The following is a 19,299-nucleotide window of genomic DNA, read 5'->3' as shown; positions in this document are numbered from 1 at the left end:
CTGTAACAGGGTAATTCCGCGTTATCTCTCCCGTGAAGCTCCGCTCGCACACCCCGGCGCGCCTGTAAGACGGTTTTTACCTGTTATCGCGATCAACAAGCTCGGTTCTCACGCTGTAACAGGGTAATTCCGCGTTATCTCTCCCGTGAAGCTCCGCTCGCACACCCCGGCGCGCCTGTAAGACGGTTTTTCCCTGTTATCTCGTTTGGCAAGCTCGGTTCTCACGCTGTAACGGGGTAAATCCGCGTTATCTCTCTCACAGAGCGCTGTAACGGGGAGAAAGCGCCAATGGGGCACGGACCAGGGCAACCTATCTTGACCCCATCGGGCTATTATCCCCTAGACTCAGCAGCTTATCTACACTGAGTTATCACTATTACAGCAAGCTATAAGCCGCGAGGTGCTTACAGTGCAGCCCTCATCCCCTTAGCGATTCTGCATGTCGTGCAAAAAAAAAGACCTGCTTCCGCAGGCCAACTCAAGGGATATATATTCATCAAAAGGGGGTCTTGCTACTACTATACCCCCTGTACGTTATGCAACGTTAACAGCAACATTACGGTTGTGTAACAAATAACAAATCTACCCCGTTTGGTCCGTTACTTGGTCAGCAGATTGATTTATAGCGGATGATCCCTTTCTTGAAGGTCCATTCACCGTTATGATACCAGCAACGACGAGCACCAACGATACGATAGTCCATTGATTAAACTGCTCATCCAACAGCAATGCTGACAAGATAACACCAAACACCGGAATTAAGAATAAGAACATCGATACTTTTCCTACCGCGTTATATTTCATAATTAAGTTCCACAGTGCGAACGATGCCGCAGACAGGAAGGAGAGATATACAAGCAGCAGCAGTGTGCCGCTATCCCATTGGAACGGAAACAGCCCAGCGCGCAGCGAGCCGATGATCGTTAGTCCAATTCCCCCGAGCAGCATCTGCCGACCCGTAAGCCAGATCACTGGAAGCTCACGCGACTCGTGCCGCGACAGCACATTGCCGAAGCCGCCGAAAAATGCAGACAGAATCAAAAAGAAGTCGCCGATATTCAGCTCCATATTCAGCCCTGCTTGTGCTATAGTCACAACCGCAACGCCTGCGAAGCCTAGAATCAGCCCCATCGTTTTATTTGATGTAAATCGTTCGTTTTCATCCATAAACCGCACAACCAGCATTTGAAAGAAGCTTGTAGAACCTGTAATAATGGCCCCCTGCATTCCTGTGCTTAAGCTAAGTCCAATGTAGAAACAGATATACTGCAGAAACGTCTGCAATAATGATAATCGCGCGACACGAAACCATTTTAAGCGAGCCGAGGCTAGTATTGAAGAATCCGATTGATGAGACAGCTTATTCATCAGCCATCCAAACAGAACTAATATAATTCCCGCCAGTGTAAAACGATAGCCTGCAAATACCCATTGCTCGAACGTCTGATTCGACGCGATGTTTAATTCAGCATAGCCGATCTTTATGGCAGGTGTTGCACTCCCCCATAAGAGTGTCGTCAATACAGCACTGACCGTCAGTCCGACGGGGTGGGTAAACCATTGTTGAGCTTTCACGATGTTTCCTACCTTTCCAAGTTTCCCAATAGAAAGGACTGCCTCGTTATCTAAACGAGACAGTCCATGTAGACTAATTCTACCACTCGAATTACCCGTTGCATATACTTAGCCACATTTTCACAATTACACGTCATCATCTGATTTCTGCAGACCTCGATATACACCTGTGCGAAGCTCGCGTATATACTCCTTAATCCCCGGCATATCTGTATTCTCAGCCTCACGCACCGCTTGCTCGATATCATATGGCACTCGTCGGAATTGGATCGAGAACGGCTCTGACTCCACGCTGCCATATTCCCCTTGCAATATAACGTAGGAAGCTTGCGTCAAATCCAGTGGATTACCGACACTGCCGCAATTGATGAGCGTCTTCCCCTGCAGGTGCTGCAAGTAAGCATGATGAATATCACCGTATACGACTATATCCGGAGACTGTCCAGGGTGCAGCGGATCTGTCAGAAGCGGGGTAAACTCAAACATCCCCAGACGTTTATCCAACGGATCCCAGGGCTGCACACGATGGTAGACGCTTTGCGGTGAAGCATGCAGTAGGCGGATATGACGTCCGCTGATTATACAGTCATATGAGAAAGGCAATTGATCCAGCATATTCAGACGTTTCAAGCCTAATTGCTCTGCGTGCCAGCGAAACTGCATATCCTTATCAATACGAACTACCAGCTCATCCCAGTTGCCGCGTACAATGACATTACATTTTGAATACAGAGTATCCATCACTTTGACGGAATCAGGACCCTTGCCCACCAGATCTCCCAGGCAGATGATCCGCTCTACCCCTTCTCGTTCCATATCCTCCAACACAGCCTCTAATGCTTGCAGATTGCCATGAATGTCAGAAAGGATCGCAATACTATGCATGGTGCATCTTCTCCTCTCTCGGTTCAACTACTTCTATTCGCGATCTATTTATGAATCTAATGAATCTTATCTGAGTTTAAAATAATACCTTCCAGCTAATCTCATCCTGTTATTGATCAACAAGGGTAATAAGCGTCCATTCCGGCGGGCAGAACAATCGCAGTGGGAGCAATGTTGTTCCTAACCCTCTGCTCGTATGCAGCAGCAGCGACCTATTTCCTGCTCCAATCCGCTCCAGCTTGTACAGACCATCCGGATATATCTCACCCAGTTTAGGCAAGAATACAGGGCCATAGAGCGGAATGCGAATCTGTCCTCCGTGGCTATGACCAGACAACTGCAGATCGACGGGGTATTTCAGCGCGGTATCCGCCCAATCCGGCTCATGGGCAAGCAGCAAGCACCATGTCTCTGACGGTACCTGCTTCAGGGCTTCATTCATATTTGGATTACCGTCAAACGCATCGTCTATACCGGCAACCGCCAATGCCGCGCCGTTCCGTTTCACGATTCGACTACCGTTCGTCAATACTTCAAAGCCTGCTTGCTGCAGAGCCTCAGTTGCAAGATCTACACCGCGCTCATAGTCATGATTGCCCAGTACAGCATATTGACCCAGCGGCGCTCGCAGCTGCCTCAGCATCGGAATAATCTCAGACGCAGAAATAGAACTGTCCTCCACAAGATCGCCAGTCAAGCATATCATATCCGGCTTAGCAGCCATGATACGCTCTACAATCTCTTGAATTCTCTCTTCATTGAAATGTGTTCCAAAGTGGATATCTGATATATGAGCAATCCGTACACCTCGAAATGGCTCAGGAAGTGTGGAACTCGTTATCGTTAATACGCGGTTCTGAATGCGTGCTGGCTCAATCCAGCGAGCATAAGCTGTAGTTAGCAATGATGCAGTAAACAATCCGCCAATCATACCTTTCAGAAAACGGCGCCTGCTCACCTTTCTCGAGGCCGGGGTCTTGGGTTGTTGTAGAGGTGAAGTCTTATCGGGAGCACGTTTGGTCTGATCAATAGGCGATGGTGCCAATAGAGATCCCCCGCTTTCACATGCTATATTTTTATTATGAGGCAGTGGTTCATGCAATGCAAACGATTATAGGATATGATACAAATAGAGAAGGAGACTATTGATTCGGTTATAAGTCACTATTCCCGATATATAAGGAGGTCTGGACGTTGACGATCCAAGACGCATTTAATAAACAAAAGCAGTATTATCGCAACGGAGGAACCAGAGATATCTCTCAGCGTCGTCAAGCGCTTGAGGCATTAGCCGAAGCTATTCGTCGATATGAGCCCGATATTATCGAAGCGCTGCGCAAGGATCTTGGCAAGAGCGACGCAGAAGCGTACTCAACAGAAATCGGCTTTGTGCTTCATGAAGCCAGATTTATAGCCAAGCGCCTGCATCGTTGGGCTAAGCCGCGCAGGGTAAAGACTGCTCTGACACACGTCGGCAGTCGAGGAATGACGATGCCAGAACCGTACGGTACAACACTTGTCATTGCTCCATGGAACTATCCATTTCAATTGGCGATCGCCCCGCTCATCGGCGCTATCGCTGCAGGCAATACCGTTATACTGAAGCCGTCAGAGTTGACGCCTCATACGAGCAAGGTCATATCACGCCTTATCGGCGAAACCTTTGATCCGCAGCTTGCAACCGTTGTTGAAGGCGGTGTAGAGACTAGCCAGACGCTGCTTGCGATGCCGTTTGACTATATCTTCTTCACAGGGAGCGTCGCGGTCGGCAAGATCGTGATGGAAGCCGCTTCTAAGCGGTTGATTCCGCTTACCCTGGAATTAGGCGGCAAGAGTCCTTGTATCGTGCATCAAGATGCTAACATCCCTTTATCAGCGAAGCGAATCGCATTTGGAAAATGGACCAATGCAGGCCAAACCTGCGTAGCTCCAGACTATGTATACGTGCATCGTTCGAAACGTGACGAGCTTGTTAAGGCGATGCAGCAAGCGGTCACGGAATTCTACGGCGCTTCTCCGCTTACAAGCCCGGACTATCCATCCATCGTGAGCACGAAGCATCTAGACCGGCAGGCTGGATTTCTCAATGACGGCACCTTGGCATGGGGCGGTGACATGAACGCCGCAGAACGCCGACTGGCTCCTGCAGTGCTAACCGATGTCAGCTGGGATATGCCCGTTATGCAGGACGAAATATTCGGCCCGATTCTGCCAGTCCTCGTATACGATGATCTGCAGGAAGTGATATCAGCCGTTCAAGCTCGTCCTAAGCCGTTAGCCTTGTACCTCTTCACTAACGATCGTGCAGTAGAAGAGCGGGTGCTGACCTCATTATCATTCGGCGGCGGATGCGTCAATGATACCTTAATGCATCTGGCAACGCCATATTTACCATTCGGCGGAGTTGGAGAGAGCGGCATGGGGGCGTATCACGGAAAATACAGCTTTGAGACGTTCTCCCATCAGAAGAGTGTGCTCCACCAAACGACGTTGGTCGACATGGCGATTCGTTATCCCGGTGCTAAAAATGGCCTGAAATGGATGCGCAAGCTGCTGCGATAACTACCATCATCAAATAACACAGCCCTCCAACAGAGCTTATCTTGAATGGAGGGCTGTTTCTATATCTTATATGTTCATTAACGCTATAGCCAATTTCAAACGATAACGGCTCTTATATCGCCTGCGCATCAGTCAATGCGCGCAAAGCTGCATCATCAGCATCGGCAAGCTCTAGCATCGCTTCATATGGATCTCCGCTCAACTGCAAATATTGTGCAAAGGCCGGCTCCGTCTTCTCGCCGTTCAGCTTGCGCCGCAGCAGACGCTCCTTGCCAGCAGGCCCGATAAGCTGCAGAATTCGATACTCAGCCACCATATGACGGTACCCATTTTGCTGAGAAACCGGCACTGGCTGTCCAAAGATTTCAACAGGCCATCCCTCACAGGTAAAACGAATACAGACGAATGGAATTCCTCTTGTGCTGCCAATTTCGGTCTCATAATCATCAAATCCTGCATCCCTAGAGCCAACATCCTCAGCAAAAGCATCTAGATCATGGACTTCACACACGATATCCAGATCGCTGCCCGGAATGTTTAGTGCGAGCGGGACCGTTCCTACAAGTGCAGGATCCACTTGTATCAAGGGTTCAAGTATACGGTATGACGTTAATACTCGATAAGCGTCTTGCTGCTGGTCGGTACCTCGCTTGAGATAGGATAGATCGCGAAAAAATGTGATGTCCAGCATTATCCCTCTTCTCTAGTAACTAAACTACTACAGCAATTATAATATCATCTCTACCTTATCCTACTGAAATAAAAAGCTCACCCTCACAGTAATAATCCGCCGTGAGAATGAGCTCGGTAGGAATATATAATTACATCGTGAACCAACGTTTAAACATTAGCTTAGTCGTATCGCGGTTCATCTCAGCAATAGACGTTGTAAGCGGAATGCCCTTCGGACAAGCTCGCACACAGTTCTGCGAATTGCCGCAGCCTTCGATGCCGCCGTCGTCAAGCAGCGCTTCCAGACGTTCTTCCTTGTTCATCTCACCTGTAGGATGGGAGTTGAACAAGCGTACTTGCGAGATTGGCGCTGGACCGATAAAGCTCGTCTTGTCGTTTACGTTCGGACAAGCTTCCAAGCATACACCGCATGTCATACACTTCGACAGCTCGTATGCCCATTGACGCTTCGTCTCCGCCATACGCGGTCCTGGACCCAAGTCATACGTTCCGTCAATCGGAATCCATGCTTTCACACGCTTCAGCGAATCGAACATGCGCTGACGGTTAATGACTAAGTCGCGCACGACTGGGAACGTCTTCATAGGCTCCAAGCGAATCGGCTGCTCTAGCTTATCGACGAGCGCGGAACAAGCTTGGCGCGGCTTGCCGTTAATAACCATCGAACAAGCGCCGCACACTTCCTCCAAGCAGTTGGATTCCCAGCACACAGGTGCTGTACCCTTACCGCCTGCATTTATCGGATTGCGTTGAATTTCCATCAGCGCGCTAATGACGTTCATATTCGGACGATACGGAACTTCGAACTCTTCCGTATATGGCTTAGCATCCGGAGCATCTTGGCGCGTCACAATAAACTTCACTGTTTTGGTTTGAGTCATCGTGTCCGCCATCGTTATTCTCCTTTCTTCTTATCCGACGAATAATCGCGTTTGCGCGGCTTCAACAGCGAGATATCTACTTCTTCATAGCTAATCTCTGGGCCTTCCGGCGTCCACTTGGCAATAGACGACTTCAAGAAGCGCTCGTCGTTGCGGTCTGGGAACTCTGGCTTGTAGTGAGCGCCTCGACTCTCATCGCGAAGCAATGCGCTCTTCGTCATTGATTCAGCCAGCTCCAGCATGTTCCACAATTGACGAGTGAAGGTTGCTCCCTGGTTGCTCCACGTCGCTTTATCGTTAATATTGATATTTGCGTAACGCGATTTCAGCTCTTTAATCTTAGCGATTGTATCTTCAAGCTTCTTATTGTATCGAACGACCGTCATGTTGTTCGTCATCCACTCGCCAAGCTCTTTATGAATGACATATGCATTCTCATTGCCGTCCATCTTCGTGATGCGGTTGTATATGTCCGACTGACGCTTCCCTTCCTTCTCATATACGGAAGAAGCGATGTCATCCGCCGACTTCTTCAAGCCGCGAATGTACTCAACTGCCTTAGGACCGGAAAGCATGCCGCCGTAGATCGCGGACAAGAGCGAGTTCGCGCCGAGACGGTTCGCCCCGTGATATTGATAGTCGCATTCGCCAGCCGCAAACAGACCTGGAATGTTAGTCATCTGATTGTAATCTACCCACATGCCGCCCATCGAATAGTGCACAGCAGGGAAGATCTTCATCGGAATCTTGCGCGGGTCATCGCCCATGAACTTCTCATAGATCTCGATGATGCCGCCGAGCTTCACATCAAGCTCCTTCGGATCCTTATGAGACAGATCGAGGTATACCATGTTCTCGCCGTTGATGCCAAGCTTCTGATCGACGCACACGCTGAAGATCTCGCGTGTTGCAATGTCGCGCGGAACAAGGTTGCCGTATGCCGGATATTTTTCCTCAAGGAAGTACCAAGGCTTGCCGTCTTTATAAGTCCAGATGCGTCCGCCTTCACCGCGCGCGGATTCGGACATCAAGCGGAGCTTGTCGTCGCCTGGAATCGCTGTCGGGTGAATCTGAATGAATTCGCCATTCGCATAGTGAACGCCTTGCTGGTACACAGCGCTTGCCGCAGTTCCTGTATTGATGACGGAGTTCGTCGTCTTGCCGAAGATAATACCAGGTCCGCCGGATGCGAGAATAACCGCGTCGCCAGCGAATGTCTTAACCTCCATGCTGCGGAGATCTTGCGCTGCAATGCCTCGGCAGATCCCTTCGTCATCGATAACAGCGGACAAGAATTCATAATGCTCATACTTTGTTACAAGTCCCGCTGCTTCCCAACGGCGAACTTGCTCATCGAGCGCATACAGAAGCTGCTGCCCTGTCGTCGCGCCTGCGAATGCCGTACGGTGATGCTTCGTTCCGCCAAAGCGGCGGAAGTCGAGCAGACCCTCTGGTGTACGGCTGAACATAACACCCATGCGGTCCATCAGATGGATAATGCCCGGCGCCGCTTCACACATCGCCTTAACTGGCGGTTGATTCGCCAAGAAGTCGCCGCCGTATATCGTATCGTCAAAGTGCTCCCACGGGGAGTCGCCTTCGCCTTTCGTATTAACCGCCCCGTTAATGCCGCCCTGCGCGCATACGGAGTGGGATCGCTTCACTGGCACTAAGGAAAACAAGTCAACATGCACGCCTGCTTCCGCTGCCTTCACCGTTGCCATTAGGCCAGCCAATCCGCCGCCGACAACTAACAATTTTTGTTTAGCCATTGCGTGTTTCCCTCCTTATCCGATCATCGACTGCATCGATTGTATCATTTGAGCTGCTTCAAATTGCTCGCTGCGGAAGCCGAACAATGAAAGTATGAACAACACGGACATCAACACGAACAACCCCATGCTGATCTTTGCAGAGACCTTCTGAGCACGCGGTCCTACTGTAATGCCCCAGCTTACAAAGAAAGCCCATAATCCGTTGGCAAAATGGTAAGAAGCGGCGACAACGCCTATGATATAAATAATGAACATGACCGGTTGTGTCACGATCTCATTCATATGAGTACCCAGCTCTTCATGTGTAACCGTGCCCATTGCAATCTGAAAGCGAGTTTGATAGAGATGCCATGTGACGAAGATAAACGTGATAACCCCCGTAATACGCTGCATCATGAACGCGAAATTGCGCCCATAGTTGTGATTGCCCACATTGTTGCGGGCCGTGTATGCGATATACAACCCGTATACACCGTGATATAGGAGTGGCAGCCAGATAAACAATAATTCCAAGAAAAATAGGAGCGGCAGTTCATTCAGAAACTTTACGCTTGACTGGAACGCTTCTTTGCCGCCGTCATACGCTGAAAAGTTCGTAATCATGTGCTCCAGCAGGAACAATCCAAGCGGAATTACCCCGAGCAGCGAGTGCATCTTCCTTGAGTAAAAATAGCCTCGTTTCATAGGTGTCTCATTTCCCCCTTCTCATACATACCAGAAAATTTTGGTAGTAAAGCATCCTCATTTTACCTGTGCTTGTCGAAAGCGTCAATCATTTGTCACCGAAGAAATAGCAAAATTTTTAATAAATCTTATCGGTTTGTGTCAAACCGTATACAAATTTGCAAGCGCTCTCTTTTTTTGTGTGACTAACTTGTGACACTTCCATATTACTCCTTTCAAGCTTATAATGGAATTGCAATATTATTATAATTTTTATAACTAAAACGCATAAATATTAGATTTCTCTCACCGACCAAACAGGAGGACAACACATATGCTTGATCTATTAGAGTCATTTGCCACAGTAGTGGAATTTACGAGCTTGAATCAAGCCGCTAAACGTCTTAATATCTCGCAACCTGCACTGTCTAGGCAAATCTCACGATTAGAGCAGGATCTCGGCGTAGAGTTGTTCCTGCGCAATGGCAAGCGGCTTGAGCTGACGAAGGTCGGAAGAATGACCTATGACTTTGCGCTAGATATTCGTACACGTCAGCTTGGCTTTATGAGATCGTTAGCCGCTTATAAAGCTGAAGGCCAGTCGAACGTCACGATAGGAGCCAGTCTAACTACGCTGCAAACGACATTGCCGTTCTTTGTCTCGATCTTCAAGGATCACATGCCCAAGGCACAGCTTAAGACGGTAACCGGCAAGACACATGAGATCATCTCCTTGATCAAGGAGCAGCAGGTTGACTTCGGCATCGTAGCGGATGAGATTCGGGAACAAGGACTCGTCTCGATTCCACTGTTGTCTGATCACCTTATGCTGGTCGTTCCGAGCAACCATGAATGGTATGATCTGCAAGACTGGACAATGACCCATCTCAATGGATTACCGATGCTGCTGTTCTCCAATGGCACCTGGTACCGCAAGCTGATCGATGATCTGTTCCGCCGCTATCGCATTATGCCTGATATTCGGATGGAGATTGATTCCTTCGAAGCTATCGTTCGACTGTTGTATACTTGTGAAGCAGCCACACTGCTGCCGAAGTCGTATCTTCGCGAGGAATGGATCAGCAACAGCGGGCTGCGTACGGTTTATATGCAAGAGCTGAAGCAGACGGAACGCATTACATCACTAGTTTATTCTGAACAAGCCTCCTTCTCGAATGAAGTCAAGCAGTTCTTGATGGATGCTGCACTCCACAGCAATTGGTCAGAATAATGGCTATATTTTTCATTAACCATTTTGATTAGGGCTTAATACATGTACACACAATCGTAATTTTTAACAAGAGGCATCTTCGCTTCTAGAAATAATCAACTGTTGCAGCAAGTGAGGTGAGTTATGTGCTGTTAGATGAATCGAAGTCTATATATCTGCAGATTGCCGAATTAATTGAAAATGAAATCCTAAACGGAGAGCTGCAAGAAGAGCAGCAGGTCTCTTCAACTACCCAGTTCGCCAAAGTGCTGCAGATTAACCCGGCAACAGCTGCTAAAGGCATCAATCTGTTAGTAGATGAAGGAGTGCTGTACAAGAAAAGAGGGGTTGGAATGTTCGTCGGCGCTGGAGCGGCAGCCATCGTGAGGAAGAAGCGCCGTGATCAATTCGCGGAGGTTGAGCTGCCCCGCATTCTGCAGACTGCGAAAGCATTGGAGATTACGAAAGAAGAGCTTGTACATATGATTATGGAAATAAAAGAAACGCCGCAGGATGAATAACGTGCATATAGCGCAGTCACACAATAAAAGCCCCGAGCGATGCTCCTGACTATTGTTCAAGAGCTTGCTTGGGGCTGTAGTATAATTAAGATTTCCGATTATCTGTAATCTTTTCTTCAAATTGTTCAATTTGCAAATTAGTACCGATCATGACCATGATATCATTCTCTGCCAACACATCATCTGCGGATGGAGCAACTATAATGCCATTAGGTTTATTCAAGGCTACGATGCTGCAGCCGTATCGTACGCGCGAGTTCAGCTCACGCAGTGTGACTCCATTCAAGCATCTCGGTACGTTGAGCTCCACAATCGTATATTCCTTAGACAACTCAATATAATCAAGGAGATTAGGTGATACGAGATGGTGAGCAACCCGAATGCCCATATCCCGTTCCGGATATATAATTCGGTCAACTCCAAGCCGCTCCAGGACTCTGCCATGCAGATCAGACAGCGCCTTGGCAACTACTTTCTTGACCCCCAGCTCCTTCACCTGAATACTAACCAGTATACTCGTCTGGATATCATTGCCTATTGCTACAATGACACAGTCAAAGTTGCGAATGCCGAGCGAACGAAGCACTTCCTCATCTGTCGCGTCAGCAACGACTGCATGTGTTACCACATTGTTCATTTCATCAATAACTTCCTCATCCTTGTCGATTCCCAATACCTGGTGACCAAGCTTCATCAATTCTTCAGCCAAGCTGGAACCGAACCGTCCCATTCCAATGACGGCATACTGCTGCACATCCATCTTTGATACTATCCCCTTTGTTGTTAACCTATCGTTATCTTTCCTTCTGGATGACGGAACAATTCACGTTCCGTCTTCGGTCCAAGCGCATATGCAAGTGTAAGCGGGCCTAATCGGCCGATAAACATCGTCATCGCAATCAACAGCTTGCCGATGCTCGATAGATCGCTGGTGATCCCCATAGTCAGACCTACAGTACCGAATGCAGAAGTTGTTTCAAATAAGATCGCAAGAAAATCTGCATCCTCTGTCGTTGACAGGATCATGGACACGGTAATGACCAGACCTAGCGCTATCAATATTAAAGTGAGTGCTTTATTCAATCGGTCTTTCGCCAAGCGATGCTTAAACATCACGATATCATCCTTGCCGCGTACCATCGCAACGACCCCGCCGAATAATATCGCGAATGTCGTCGTCTTAATACCGCCGCCCGTCGAGCCTGGAGAAGCACCGATAAACATGAGAATGACTATAAAGAATTGAGTTGCCTGCCGCAATCCGGCAATATCAACCGTATTGACCCCTGCTGTACGAGGTGAAACCGATTGAAAGAATGAAGCTAATATCTTCTCGAAGAAGTTCATATCCCCCATCGTGTTCGGATTCGAAAATTCGAATACGAAGATGACAAGCGCCCCGAATAAGATTAAGAAACCAGTCGTATACAGAACAACCTTCGTATGAAGCGACAAACGCTTCGTCCTGCGATAATCAACCAGATCGGACATGACGATAAATCCTATACCTCCCGATACAATCAGGAACATCGCTACGATATTAGTGATCGGATCATCGACATAGCTGGTCAAGCTGGAGAACGGTCCGCTTGCTGTCATCCCGAATATATCGAATCCCGCATTATTGAAAAAGGATATCCCGTGAAATATACCAAAGTACAGCGCCTGTCCAAAAGGCATGTCGACCGCCCAACGCAGTGCAAACACAATAGCGGCTGAACCTTCAATGATGAGAGAATAGAGCAGTACTTTGCGGATCAGACGAACGATACCTTCCATCGAACCCTGATTCAGCGCCTCCTGCAAGATCAATCGTTCCTTCAATGATATCTTCTTCTTGAATACGAGCGCGAACAACGTCGCCATCGTCATAAATCCCAGACCGCCGATCTGGATAAGACATAAGATGACTATCTGTCCGAACATGGTAAAGTGCGACCCCGTATCAACGACAACCAATCCTGTAACACATGTTGCAGACGTCGCTGTGAACAATGCATCGATAAAGTGGAGCGGTTGACCGTCAACGTTTGATATGGGGAGCATCAGAAGAAATGAGCCTAACAAAATGATTGCAGCGAATCCCACTGCCAGTATGCGCGCCGGAGTTAATCTCCATGGTCGTAAAAGCTCAATCTTTTTCAATTGCTGTGCCCACCTCTAAAAAATTTCATAAAAAAAAGCATCGGAATACCAATGCTGTCTGGTTTCCTGACGTGCTCGCCTACGAGGTTAGCTGACGGATTCGGGCACGTCAAGTTGCCCTATTCGCAGCGCTTGCAGCTTATACTCTAAGTCTGCAGCACATTGCGAAATTCACCCCAAATATCGGTTCCCCCGCTTTCGCTTGCGCGAAATTCGGCTCTATACAATTCATAACGAGATGATTATATACGTTTATACGAGCACTTACAAAGTCAATAAACTGGCAAATTCATCTGAAATGTACCCGAATTAGGGATTAAGAGCGTTTACATTAGATTGTTTTCATGCAATGCATCAGTGTGACGCCTGTTTTCTTGACGTTGCATTATAATTTCGATAACCTTGTTCTATTCAAATGAAACATAAGCGGCTATGATCAGATATACAATCATAATAAGACCATTTCACGATAGAGGGGGATTCCCTTGTCTTCTCACTTTGAACAAGCATCCGTTACTGCGTCTTTGCATCAGAGAACCGTCTCAAGACTTGTTGTCGTTTGCTCCGTGATCGGGTTCATGATCTTCTTGGCATTTCAAGTCATAGCTCCCATTACATCTGGCAGTGAAGAAGCACTCGCTAAGCCCATCACGAAACAAGAAGCTTTGAACCTCGCATATAAGGTGTATGCGGATGAGGCATTCGCCTCAGGAAGACAGTCCTCTAAACCGCTGGAAACAGCTGTTATATACGATACGAATCAACTCTTATCCGGTTATGTGAGCAAAGAACAATTGATGGAAAGCTATGAGCCTTGGGACAAGCTGGCTCCATACGACTACTACCGTGTCTTGATGAGAAGAGGGAATCTGCATGATCTGGAATACACGATTGTAGATCTGCATATGACGAGCGGCAAGCTGGTCGGTTATCAGACCCAAACGACTGACATGCCTTCTAGTTCATCTAACCTTAGCGAGGCCGACATGGCGGCTCGGACGGATGAAGCAATTCGGGAGCTCGGGTATACAGATGCCCAAGTACAGCGATTGCCGATGTCAGCCGCGAATCCGAATGAGATCAGATATCGTGTACCTGCTGCCAAGGTAGGCGACGCCTCGTTGGAGCTAGTTGCCACATGGTCTGGAGACTATATAACCAGCCTTAGGCCTGTATGGGATGTTCCACCTGCATATACTTCTGAAATGAAACACCAGCAGGAATCAGCAGAGAAGACTCAAAACTACGCCTATCAGCTAATGTCACTTATTATGGGGATTGCAGCTGTCGTATGTGCTGTAGTCTATCGACGTACGATACATTTCGGTTCCTGGACGATCATATTGCTTGCTGTCATATCCTGCGGATTATCCGTCGTCCACTCATGGAATGCCCTGCCCAGCTATGTCATGCTGGAACAGAAAGTACCTGTCACAACCGGCGATATACAGAACGCCCTATATCTGCAATCTGCAATTGTTGTCGTACAAGGCGGAATTATGTTATATCTGGCCTTGGTCACGGGACGCGCGCTGTGGAGACGGAGCCTCCATACTAATTTGCTGCCTACATGGAGACATCCCAACTTTGGAACCGCATTGGTGAATGCCTTCTGGAACGGACTATGCTGGGCAGGAATACTGCTTGGTATGCAGACGATTATATTCACCCTGCTGGAGCTCGGTGTCGGTGCTTGGAGCTCAACGGATTCGATCTCATCTCCATTGAATCTGACTTATATGTACATGTACCCCTTGCTCGCATGGGTAGCCGCGATCTCTGAAGAAGGATTCTACCGTTTATTCGGCGTAGGGCTGTTGAGAAGATGGATTCCGAACACATGGATTGCTGCCATCGTCCCTACCTTCGTCTGGGCCGCGGGACATGTGATGTATCCGATATACCCGTTCTACTCAAGACCAGTAGAACTGATGATTATCGGCTTCGCCTTCGTATGGATAATGGTTCGGTACGGCTTCTGGACAGCCGTCAGCGCTCATCTGATGCTCGATACGCTGCTGATGGTGATGTCCCTATTCCTGGAGCGCTCCTTGGCGGGCTTTACATTCGGTATTATATACCTGCTGCTTCCAGTAACAGTTGTGTATTGCTTAGCCGCGATGCACCGCAATCGCAAAACGGTTACATATTCAATCCCATAAACAATTGAGGCACTTGCTGAAATACTATTTATAAGTATTCCAACAAGTGCCTCTTATTTATTCTATATCCCCATCGACGCTTTCGATATCATCATGATCTGCTTCTGCTGACTGATCCTCTTCTCTCAGATGTGATAATATCGTTTGCGCCAACTGCTCACCTATGCTTACTTCACGGAAGTCTTCTACAGAAGCCTCCCGAATCTTCTTGAGCGACCCAAAATGCTTCAGCAGCATCTTGCGCCGCTTCTCGCCGATCCCCGGAATCGAATCCAATGCTGACACGACCATAGACTTCGCTCGCCGTTCCCGATGGAACGTGATCGCGAAGCGATGCACTTCCTCCTGTATACGCTGCAGCAGATAGAATTCCTGGCTGTCACGAGGCAGATTGACTTCCTGCGGAGGGTCGCCAGCCATAAGCTGAGCGGTCTTATGCTTGACATCCTTCACAAGGCCGCACACGGGAATCGCTAACCCCAATTCATTCTCCAGGACGTCTATGGCTACCGCCATCTGTCCCTTGCCGCCATCGACCACGATGATGTCCGGCATCTCCAGACCTTCCTTCAATACGCGCTCATACCGTCTGCGAATGACCTCACGCATCGTCTCATAATCATCCGGTCCTTGTACAGTCCGCACCTTGTATTTGCGGTATTCCTTCTTCGCAGGCTTGCCATCGATAAATACAACCATAGCCGATACAGGGTCGGAGCCTTGGATGTTCGAGTTGTCGAACGCCTCGATCCGGCGCGCTGAGGCAACTCCGAGTGCTTCTCCAAGCCGTTCCGCCGCACGGGCGGTTCGATCTTCATCACGCTCGATGAGCTTGAACTTCTCCTCAAGGGTCACTCGCGCATTATCTATCGCCATCGTGACCATCTGCTTCTTCAAGCCGCGCTTCGGAATCACAACCTTAACCTTCAGCCATTGTTGCAGCGCATCCGCTCCGAAGCGATTCTGCTCATCCTCATGGGCTTCTTCAGGATGGTCAGAATGATCTTGACCCTCACCAGTGCCATGAGTGTCAATATGGTCAGAGTCTGCTGTTGCTGCTTGATCCGTTCCTTGCTCCGTCACATCAAGCGGCAGCATAATTTCTTTCGGCAGTGCCGGGTTATCGCTGTAATACTGGGCTACGAAAGACATAAAGTCATCATAGGCGGCGCCATAATAAGGAAACTTAGTCGCGTGCCGCTCAATCATCTTGCCTTGACGCATGTATAGAATCTGGACGCACATCCAGCCCTTATCAACCGCGAAGCCGAATACGTCACGGTCAAGCTGATCAGCCGTATTAATCTTCTGCTTCTCCATGATCGCGTCAATTGCCATCAGCTGATCGCGATATTCCTTCGCGCGCTCAAACTGGAGCTCTTCCGCAGCCTCTTCCATCTTCCGCTGGAGCTCCTTCTTGATCTCCTCATGTCCGCCGCTTAAGAACTTGGCAATCTCCTGCGTCATCGCATCATATTGCTCTGCGGTTACTTCATATTCGCAAGGTGCCAGGCATTGCTCGATATGATAATACAGGCAGACGCGATCAGGCATCGTGCTGCACTTGCGCAGCGGATACAAGCGATCGAGCAGCTTCTTCGTCTGCTGCGCGGCGTAAGCATTCGGATATGGTCCAAAATACTTGGCCTTATCCTTCAACACTCGACGCGTAACCTCCAGCCTTGGGTGCTTCTCGTTCGTTATTTTGATATAAGGAAAGCTCTTGTCGTCCTTCAACAGCACATTGTAGCGCGGATGATGCTTCTTAATCAGATTGCATTCCAGAATTAGTGCTTCCATGTTGCTGGCTGTGACAATATATTCAAAGTCTCTTATCTCCGAGACAAGCCGTTGTGTCTTGCCATCATGACTTCCTGAGAAGTAGGAACGTACTCGGTTCTTCAGTATCTTGGCTTTCCCCACATAGATAATGGTACCTTCCTGATTCTTCATCAGGTAGCAGCCAGGCAGATCAGGCAGCAACGCCAGCTTATGCCGAATGCGCTCGAGCGCTTCATCTCGTTCTGCAATCTCTTCAGCTGTTGGTTCATGTCCCAGATCCTGCTCCGCTCCGTAGCGTTCGTTCCAGCGCGCCTTCCACTTTTCAGATTTCATATTCATGATGGGCGGCTTCTCGATGATCTTAAGATCTTCCGTACTTGGCGGCTTGTTATGCTTATCTTTACTCACCGGTCTCCTCCTATCACCGCTTCGGCATTCTATTACGACTGTAAGCTGCCGCTCAACATTCCGTTCATCTCTTCTATTGTAACCGCAGCACTCCAAAAAGCAAAAGGCTGGCGGATCGCTGATTTAGCAAAAATCATGGTTGAGGTATACGGTAATTTCGACTATATGTCCCTATATTGCAAAAGAACCCAACACCGTTAGCGGTGCTGGGTTCTTACAATTGCCATAAGGCAAGCTGCATCTTATTGATGTTTAGCTACCAAGTTCTTCAACGCATCCTTGGAGTTCAAGCCAACAACCTTATCAACTGGCTGACCATCTTTAAATACGATGATTGTTGGAATGCTCATTACCCCGAAGCGGGAAGCGGATTCCGGGTTTTCGTCAACATTCACTTTCGCAATTGTTGCTTGACCTGCGATATCGTTATCCAACTCATCAAGAATTGGTGCAAGTGCTTTACAAGGTCCGCACCACGGAGCCCAGAAATCAACCAATACTACGCCTTGTTTGTTGTCCACGTCGGAGCTGAAGGATTGGTCAGTTACGTGTACGATTGCCATGAGAAAGTTCCTCCTTATATTGTAGAGCTTATAATTCTGAGTCAACATGTAAAGTATACCACAACTTCATCTTTTATGCGTCATGGTTCCTTAAAATTTGTCTCCGATTTGTCACAGAGTTGCCATACCTATTCTTTACAATTCTATGACAGATTCGTTATACTGGATACAATAATTGGCTAAATTTGCCTGTATCGGCTGATAAACAATCATCTGCCGATAGACATAATGAGATTGGAGGACTATCTATGGAAGCGAGAACGCTTGACCCTCGTGAGCACGTGAATGAAGAGCCGCGCGACGACTTGGGAGACTTAATGGTCGGCTTCACGGCCATGTTTGTATTCATGACCGTCGTCTTCTTTGGAATGGTGATCGTCAAGTTCATCATGTCCTCATGAGTTTCTCCGACAAGCCAATACATAAGAAGTCCGGTCATTTCCTACATGGAAGTGACCGGACTTCTTTGCGAATACGGGTTGTATTGAACTCTTATCGCTTGCAGAGCTATTCCCGTTTGTTTCTTCCCAACACCTCAACGACCTTCACATACGGCTTGACGCGATTCATCAATCGCTCCGCCTTATGTATGTCCTCGCCTTCACGCGTATAGCTGAAATGCTTCAGCAGCGCATCCAGATCGTAATTAGACGTGTAGAACGTCGGCTTGCGATTCATTCGGTGGTTAAGGATCGAACCAAGCACATGATCGCGTACCCACGGAGTCATATTTTCCGCACCAATATCGTCAAATACGAGCAGATCCGTCTCCTTGAGCATGTCCAGTGTGTCACGCAGCTTCGTCGGCTCTTGAAACATCGACTTCAGATCCTCAACGAACTCTGGCATATACACGATGACTCCTGTGTGCTCAGCTCTAGCCAGCTCATACAGCATATAGCTCATCAAGAATGTCTTGCCGGTACCAAAGCCGCCTACGAGATACAGTCCCTCCGCTGTCAATCCCTTCTCTTTCACATCTTCTACGTATTGCATGATGGCCGTTACAGCTTGAACCCGTTCATAATCTCGTTTAATGATCTCTTCCGCAGAATATCCCTGCTTCAACGCCATCTCATCCACATGGAAGGAACGAACGCGATTGTATACCGCTTGCTGTCTCTCATGAGTCAACAGCTTCTGACACGGAGCCTTGCGATCATCGATGATCGTAATCCCGTTCACAGACTCCGCATTCAGCTTCGTAAAGTGACCCTGGAAGTCGTTCGGACAGCGTTCCAGCCCTGGGCAATGCGCGCAATGATCCTGTTCTTTCACGTGTTGATACAGCTTATTGAGATTAAGCTTGAGGTCGCGTTCACTCACCTCTGGATGCTCCGAGCAAAACTGCACGATCAGCGGATGACGCAGCAGTTCAGCCATCTTCTGTTCCGCGTCAGCTCTTCGTTTATTCAGCGGCAGCTGCTTTAACACATCTCCCAACGATTCCATGGGCTGCACCTCCCTCTTCTAT

17 protein-coding genes and 1 riboswitch are annotated in these 19,299 nt (G+C 48.4%); of the genes, 5 read left to right on the top strand and 12 right to left on the bottom strand.

The window, feature by feature from the left end:
- Window positions 1-582: 582 nt before the first annotated feature.
- From AC3WTP_RS06550 to AC3WTP_RS06540, 3 genes are all read right to left on the bottom strand, one after another.
- Window positions 583-1,575, bottom strand: a complete 993-nt coding sequence (locus AC3WTP_RS06550) for a DMT family transporter (RefSeq protein ID WP_492393786.1) — start codon at window positions 1,573-1,575, stop codon at window positions 583-585.
- Window positions 1,576-1,701: 126 nt separating this feature from the next.
- The gene (locus tag AC3WTP_RS06545) at window positions 1,702-2,460 is read right to left on the bottom strand and encodes a metallophosphoesterase family protein (RefSeq protein WP_492393785.1); all 759 of its coding nucleotides are present in this window, start codon (window positions 2,458-2,460) and stop codon (window positions 1,702-1,704) included.
- 109 nt (window positions 2,461-2,569) lie between these two features.
- A complete protein-coding gene (locus AC3WTP_RS06540) occupies window positions 2,570-3,505 on the bottom strand; it encodes a metallophosphoesterase (RefSeq protein WP_492393784.1) in 936 nt (311 codons plus the stop codon).
- A 149-nt stretch (window positions 3,506-3,654) separates the two neighbouring features.
- Here AC3WTP_RS06540 and AC3WTP_RS06535 point away from each other — a divergent pair, with 149 nt between their 5' ends.
- A complete protein-coding gene (locus AC3WTP_RS06535) occupies window positions 3,655-5,022 on the top strand; it encodes an aldehyde dehydrogenase (protein ID WP_492393783.1) in 1,368 nt (455 codons plus the stop codon).
- A 112-nt stretch (window positions 5,023-5,134) separates the two neighbouring features.
- Here the strand turns inward: AC3WTP_RS06535 and AC3WTP_RS06530 are convergent, their stop codons facing one another.
- From AC3WTP_RS06530 to AC3WTP_RS06515, 4 genes are all read right to left on the bottom strand, one after another.
- Window positions 5,135-5,713 (bottom strand): DUF4269 domain-containing protein, encoded by a 579-nt coding sequence (locus tag AC3WTP_RS06530; protein WP_492393782.1) that lies wholly within the window; start codon window positions 5,711-5,713, stop codon window positions 5,135-5,137.
- Between the two features lie 130 nt (window positions 5,714-5,843).
- On the bottom strand, window positions 5,844-6,608 hold the full coding sequence (sdhB, locus tag AC3WTP_RS06525) for a succinate dehydrogenase iron-sulfur subunit (protein ID WP_492393781.1): 765 nt from the start codon (window positions 6,606-6,608) through the stop codon (window positions 5,844-5,846).
- Window positions 6,609-6,610: 2 nt separating this feature from the next.
- Window positions 6,611-8,368, bottom strand: a complete 1,758-nt coding sequence (gene sdhA, locus AC3WTP_RS06520) for a succinate dehydrogenase flavoprotein subunit (RefSeq protein WP_492393780.1) — start codon at window positions 8,366-8,368, stop codon at window positions 6,611-6,613.
- Window positions 8,369-8,383: 15 nt separating this feature from the next.
- Entirely contained in the window at window positions 8,384-9,055 is a 672-nt protein-coding gene (locus tag AC3WTP_RS06515) for a succinate dehydrogenase cytochrome b558 subunit (protein WP_492393779.1), read from the bottom strand.
- 313 nt (window positions 9,056-9,368) lie between these two features.
- Between AC3WTP_RS06515 and AC3WTP_RS06510 the strand changes: the two genes are divergently transcribed.
- Together AC3WTP_RS06510 and AC3WTP_RS06505 are read left to right on the top strand one after the other, a co-directional pair.
- Window positions 9,369-10,265, top strand: coding sequence for a LysR family transcriptional regulator (locus tag AC3WTP_RS06510; protein ID WP_492393778.1), 897 nt, complete (start codon window positions 9,369-9,371; stop codon window positions 10,263-10,265).
- 125 nt (window positions 10,266-10,390) lie between these two features.
- Window positions 10,391-10,765 (top strand): GntR family transcriptional regulator, encoded by a 375-nt coding sequence (locus tag AC3WTP_RS06505; protein ID WP_492393777.1) that lies wholly within the window; start codon window positions 10,391-10,393, stop codon window positions 10,763-10,765.
- An 85-nt stretch (window positions 10,766-10,850) separates the two neighbouring features.
- Here AC3WTP_RS06505 and AC3WTP_RS06500 read toward each other — a convergent pair whose 3' ends face one another.
- Window positions 10,851-11,525, bottom strand: coding sequence for a potassium channel family protein (locus AC3WTP_RS06500; RefSeq protein WP_492393776.1), 675 nt, complete (start codon window positions 11,523-11,525; stop codon window positions 10,851-10,853).
- A gap of 23 nt (window positions 11,526-11,548) precedes the next feature.
- The gene (locus tag AC3WTP_RS06495) at window positions 11,549-12,910 is read right to left on the bottom strand and encodes a TrkH family potassium uptake protein (protein WP_492393775.1); all 1,362 of its coding nucleotides are present in this window, start codon (window positions 12,908-12,910) and stop codon (window positions 11,549-11,551) included.
- Between the two features lie 61 nt (window positions 12,911-12,971).
- Window positions 12,972-13,139, bottom strand: a riboswitch (cyclic di-AMP (ydaO/yuaA leader).
- A gap of 256 nt (window positions 13,140-13,395) precedes the next feature.
- Between AC3WTP_RS06495 and AC3WTP_RS06490 the strand changes: the two genes are divergently transcribed.
- Window positions 13,396-15,072: a CPBP family intramembrane glutamic endopeptidase gene (locus AC3WTP_RS06490; RefSeq protein WP_492393774.1), complete on the top strand. Its 1,677-nt coding sequence runs from the start codon at window positions 13,396-13,398 to the stop codon at window positions 15,070-15,072.
- Window positions 15,073-15,129: 57 nt separating this feature from the next.
- Here AC3WTP_RS06490 and uvrC read toward each other — a convergent pair whose 3' ends face one another.
- Complete coding sequence (uvrC, locus tag AC3WTP_RS06485) at window positions 15,130-17,193, bottom strand: excinuclease ABC subunit UvrC (protein WP_492393967.1); 2,064 nt, start codon at window positions 17,191-17,193, stop codon at window positions 15,130-15,132.
- 311 nt (window positions 17,194-17,504) lie between these two features.
- Window positions 17,505-17,825 (bottom strand): thioredoxin, encoded by a 321-nt coding sequence (trxA, locus tag AC3WTP_RS06480; RefSeq protein WP_492393773.1) that lies wholly within the window; start codon window positions 17,823-17,825, stop codon window positions 17,505-17,507.
- 248 nt (window positions 17,826-18,073) lie between these two features.
- Here trxA and AC3WTP_RS06475 point away from each other — a divergent pair, with 248 nt between their 5' ends.
- Window positions 18,074-18,226, top strand: a complete 153-nt coding sequence (locus tag AC3WTP_RS06475; RefSeq protein WP_458568952.1) for a YqzM family protein — start codon at window positions 18,074-18,076, stop codon at window positions 18,224-18,226.
- 106 nt (window positions 18,227-18,332) lie between these two features.
- On the opposite strand, the gene dnaI is transcribed toward AC3WTP_RS06475, so the two are convergent.
- Window positions 18,333-19,277 carry a primosomal protein DnaI gene (gene dnaI / locus AC3WTP_RS06470; RefSeq protein WP_492393772.1) on the bottom strand — a complete coding sequence of 315 codons (945 nt, stop codon included), beginning with the start codon at window positions 19,275-19,277 and terminating at the stop codon, window positions 18,333-18,335.
- Window positions 19,278-19,299 lie beyond the last annotated feature (22 nt).

It is taken from the genome of Paenibacillus sp. EB106-04-04-XG159, assembly GCF_058791835.1.
The sequence above is the reverse complement of the archived record's forward strand: the minus strand, read 5'-3'. Positions and strand labels throughout refer to the sequence as shown.

Excerpts from the sequence above, each read along its gene's own strand:
- AC3WTP_RS06475 (WP_458568952.1), top strand. The coding sequence starts at position 18,074 with ATGGAAGCGAGAACGCTTGACCCTCGTGAGCACGTGAATGAAGAGCCG.
- AC3WTP_RS06510 (WP_492393778.1), top strand. The coding sequence starts at position 9,369 with ATGCTTGATCTATTAGAGTCATTTGCCACAGTAGTGGAATTTACGAGC.
- trxA (WP_492393773.1), bottom strand. The coding sequence starts at position 17,825 with ATGGCAATCGTACACGTAACTGACCAATCCTTCAGCTCCGACGTGGAC.
- sdhB (WP_492393781.1), bottom strand. The coding sequence starts at position 6,608 with ATGGCGGACACGATGACTCAAACCAAAACAGTGAAGTTTATTGTGACG.
- sdhA (WP_492393780.1), bottom strand. The coding sequence starts at position 8,368 with ATGGCTAAACAAAAATTGTTAGTTGTCGGCGGCGGATTGGCTGGCCTA.
- AC3WTP_RS06515 (WP_492393779.1), bottom strand. The coding sequence starts at position 9,055 with ATGAAACGAGGCTATTTTTACTCAAGGAAGATGCACTCGCTGCTCGGG.
- AC3WTP_RS06545 (WP_492393785.1), bottom strand. The coding sequence starts at position 2,460 with ATGCATAGTATTGCGATCCTTTCTGACATTCATGGCAATCTGCAAGCA.
- dnaI (WP_492393772.1), bottom strand. The coding sequence starts at position 19,277 with ATGGAATCGTTGGGAGATGTGTTAAAGCAGCTGCCGCTGAATAAACGA.
- AC3WTP_RS06530 (WP_492393782.1), bottom strand. The coding sequence starts at position 5,713 with ATGCTGGACATCACATTTTTTCGCGATCTATCCTATCTCAAGCGAGGT.
- AC3WTP_RS06500 (WP_492393776.1), bottom strand. The coding sequence starts at position 11,525 with ATGGATGTGCAGCAGTATGCCGTCATTGGAATGGGACGGTTCGGTTCC.
- uvrC (WP_492393967.1), bottom strand. The coding sequence starts at position 17,193 with ATGAATATGAAATCTGAAAAGTGGAAGGCGCGCTGGAACGAACGCTAC.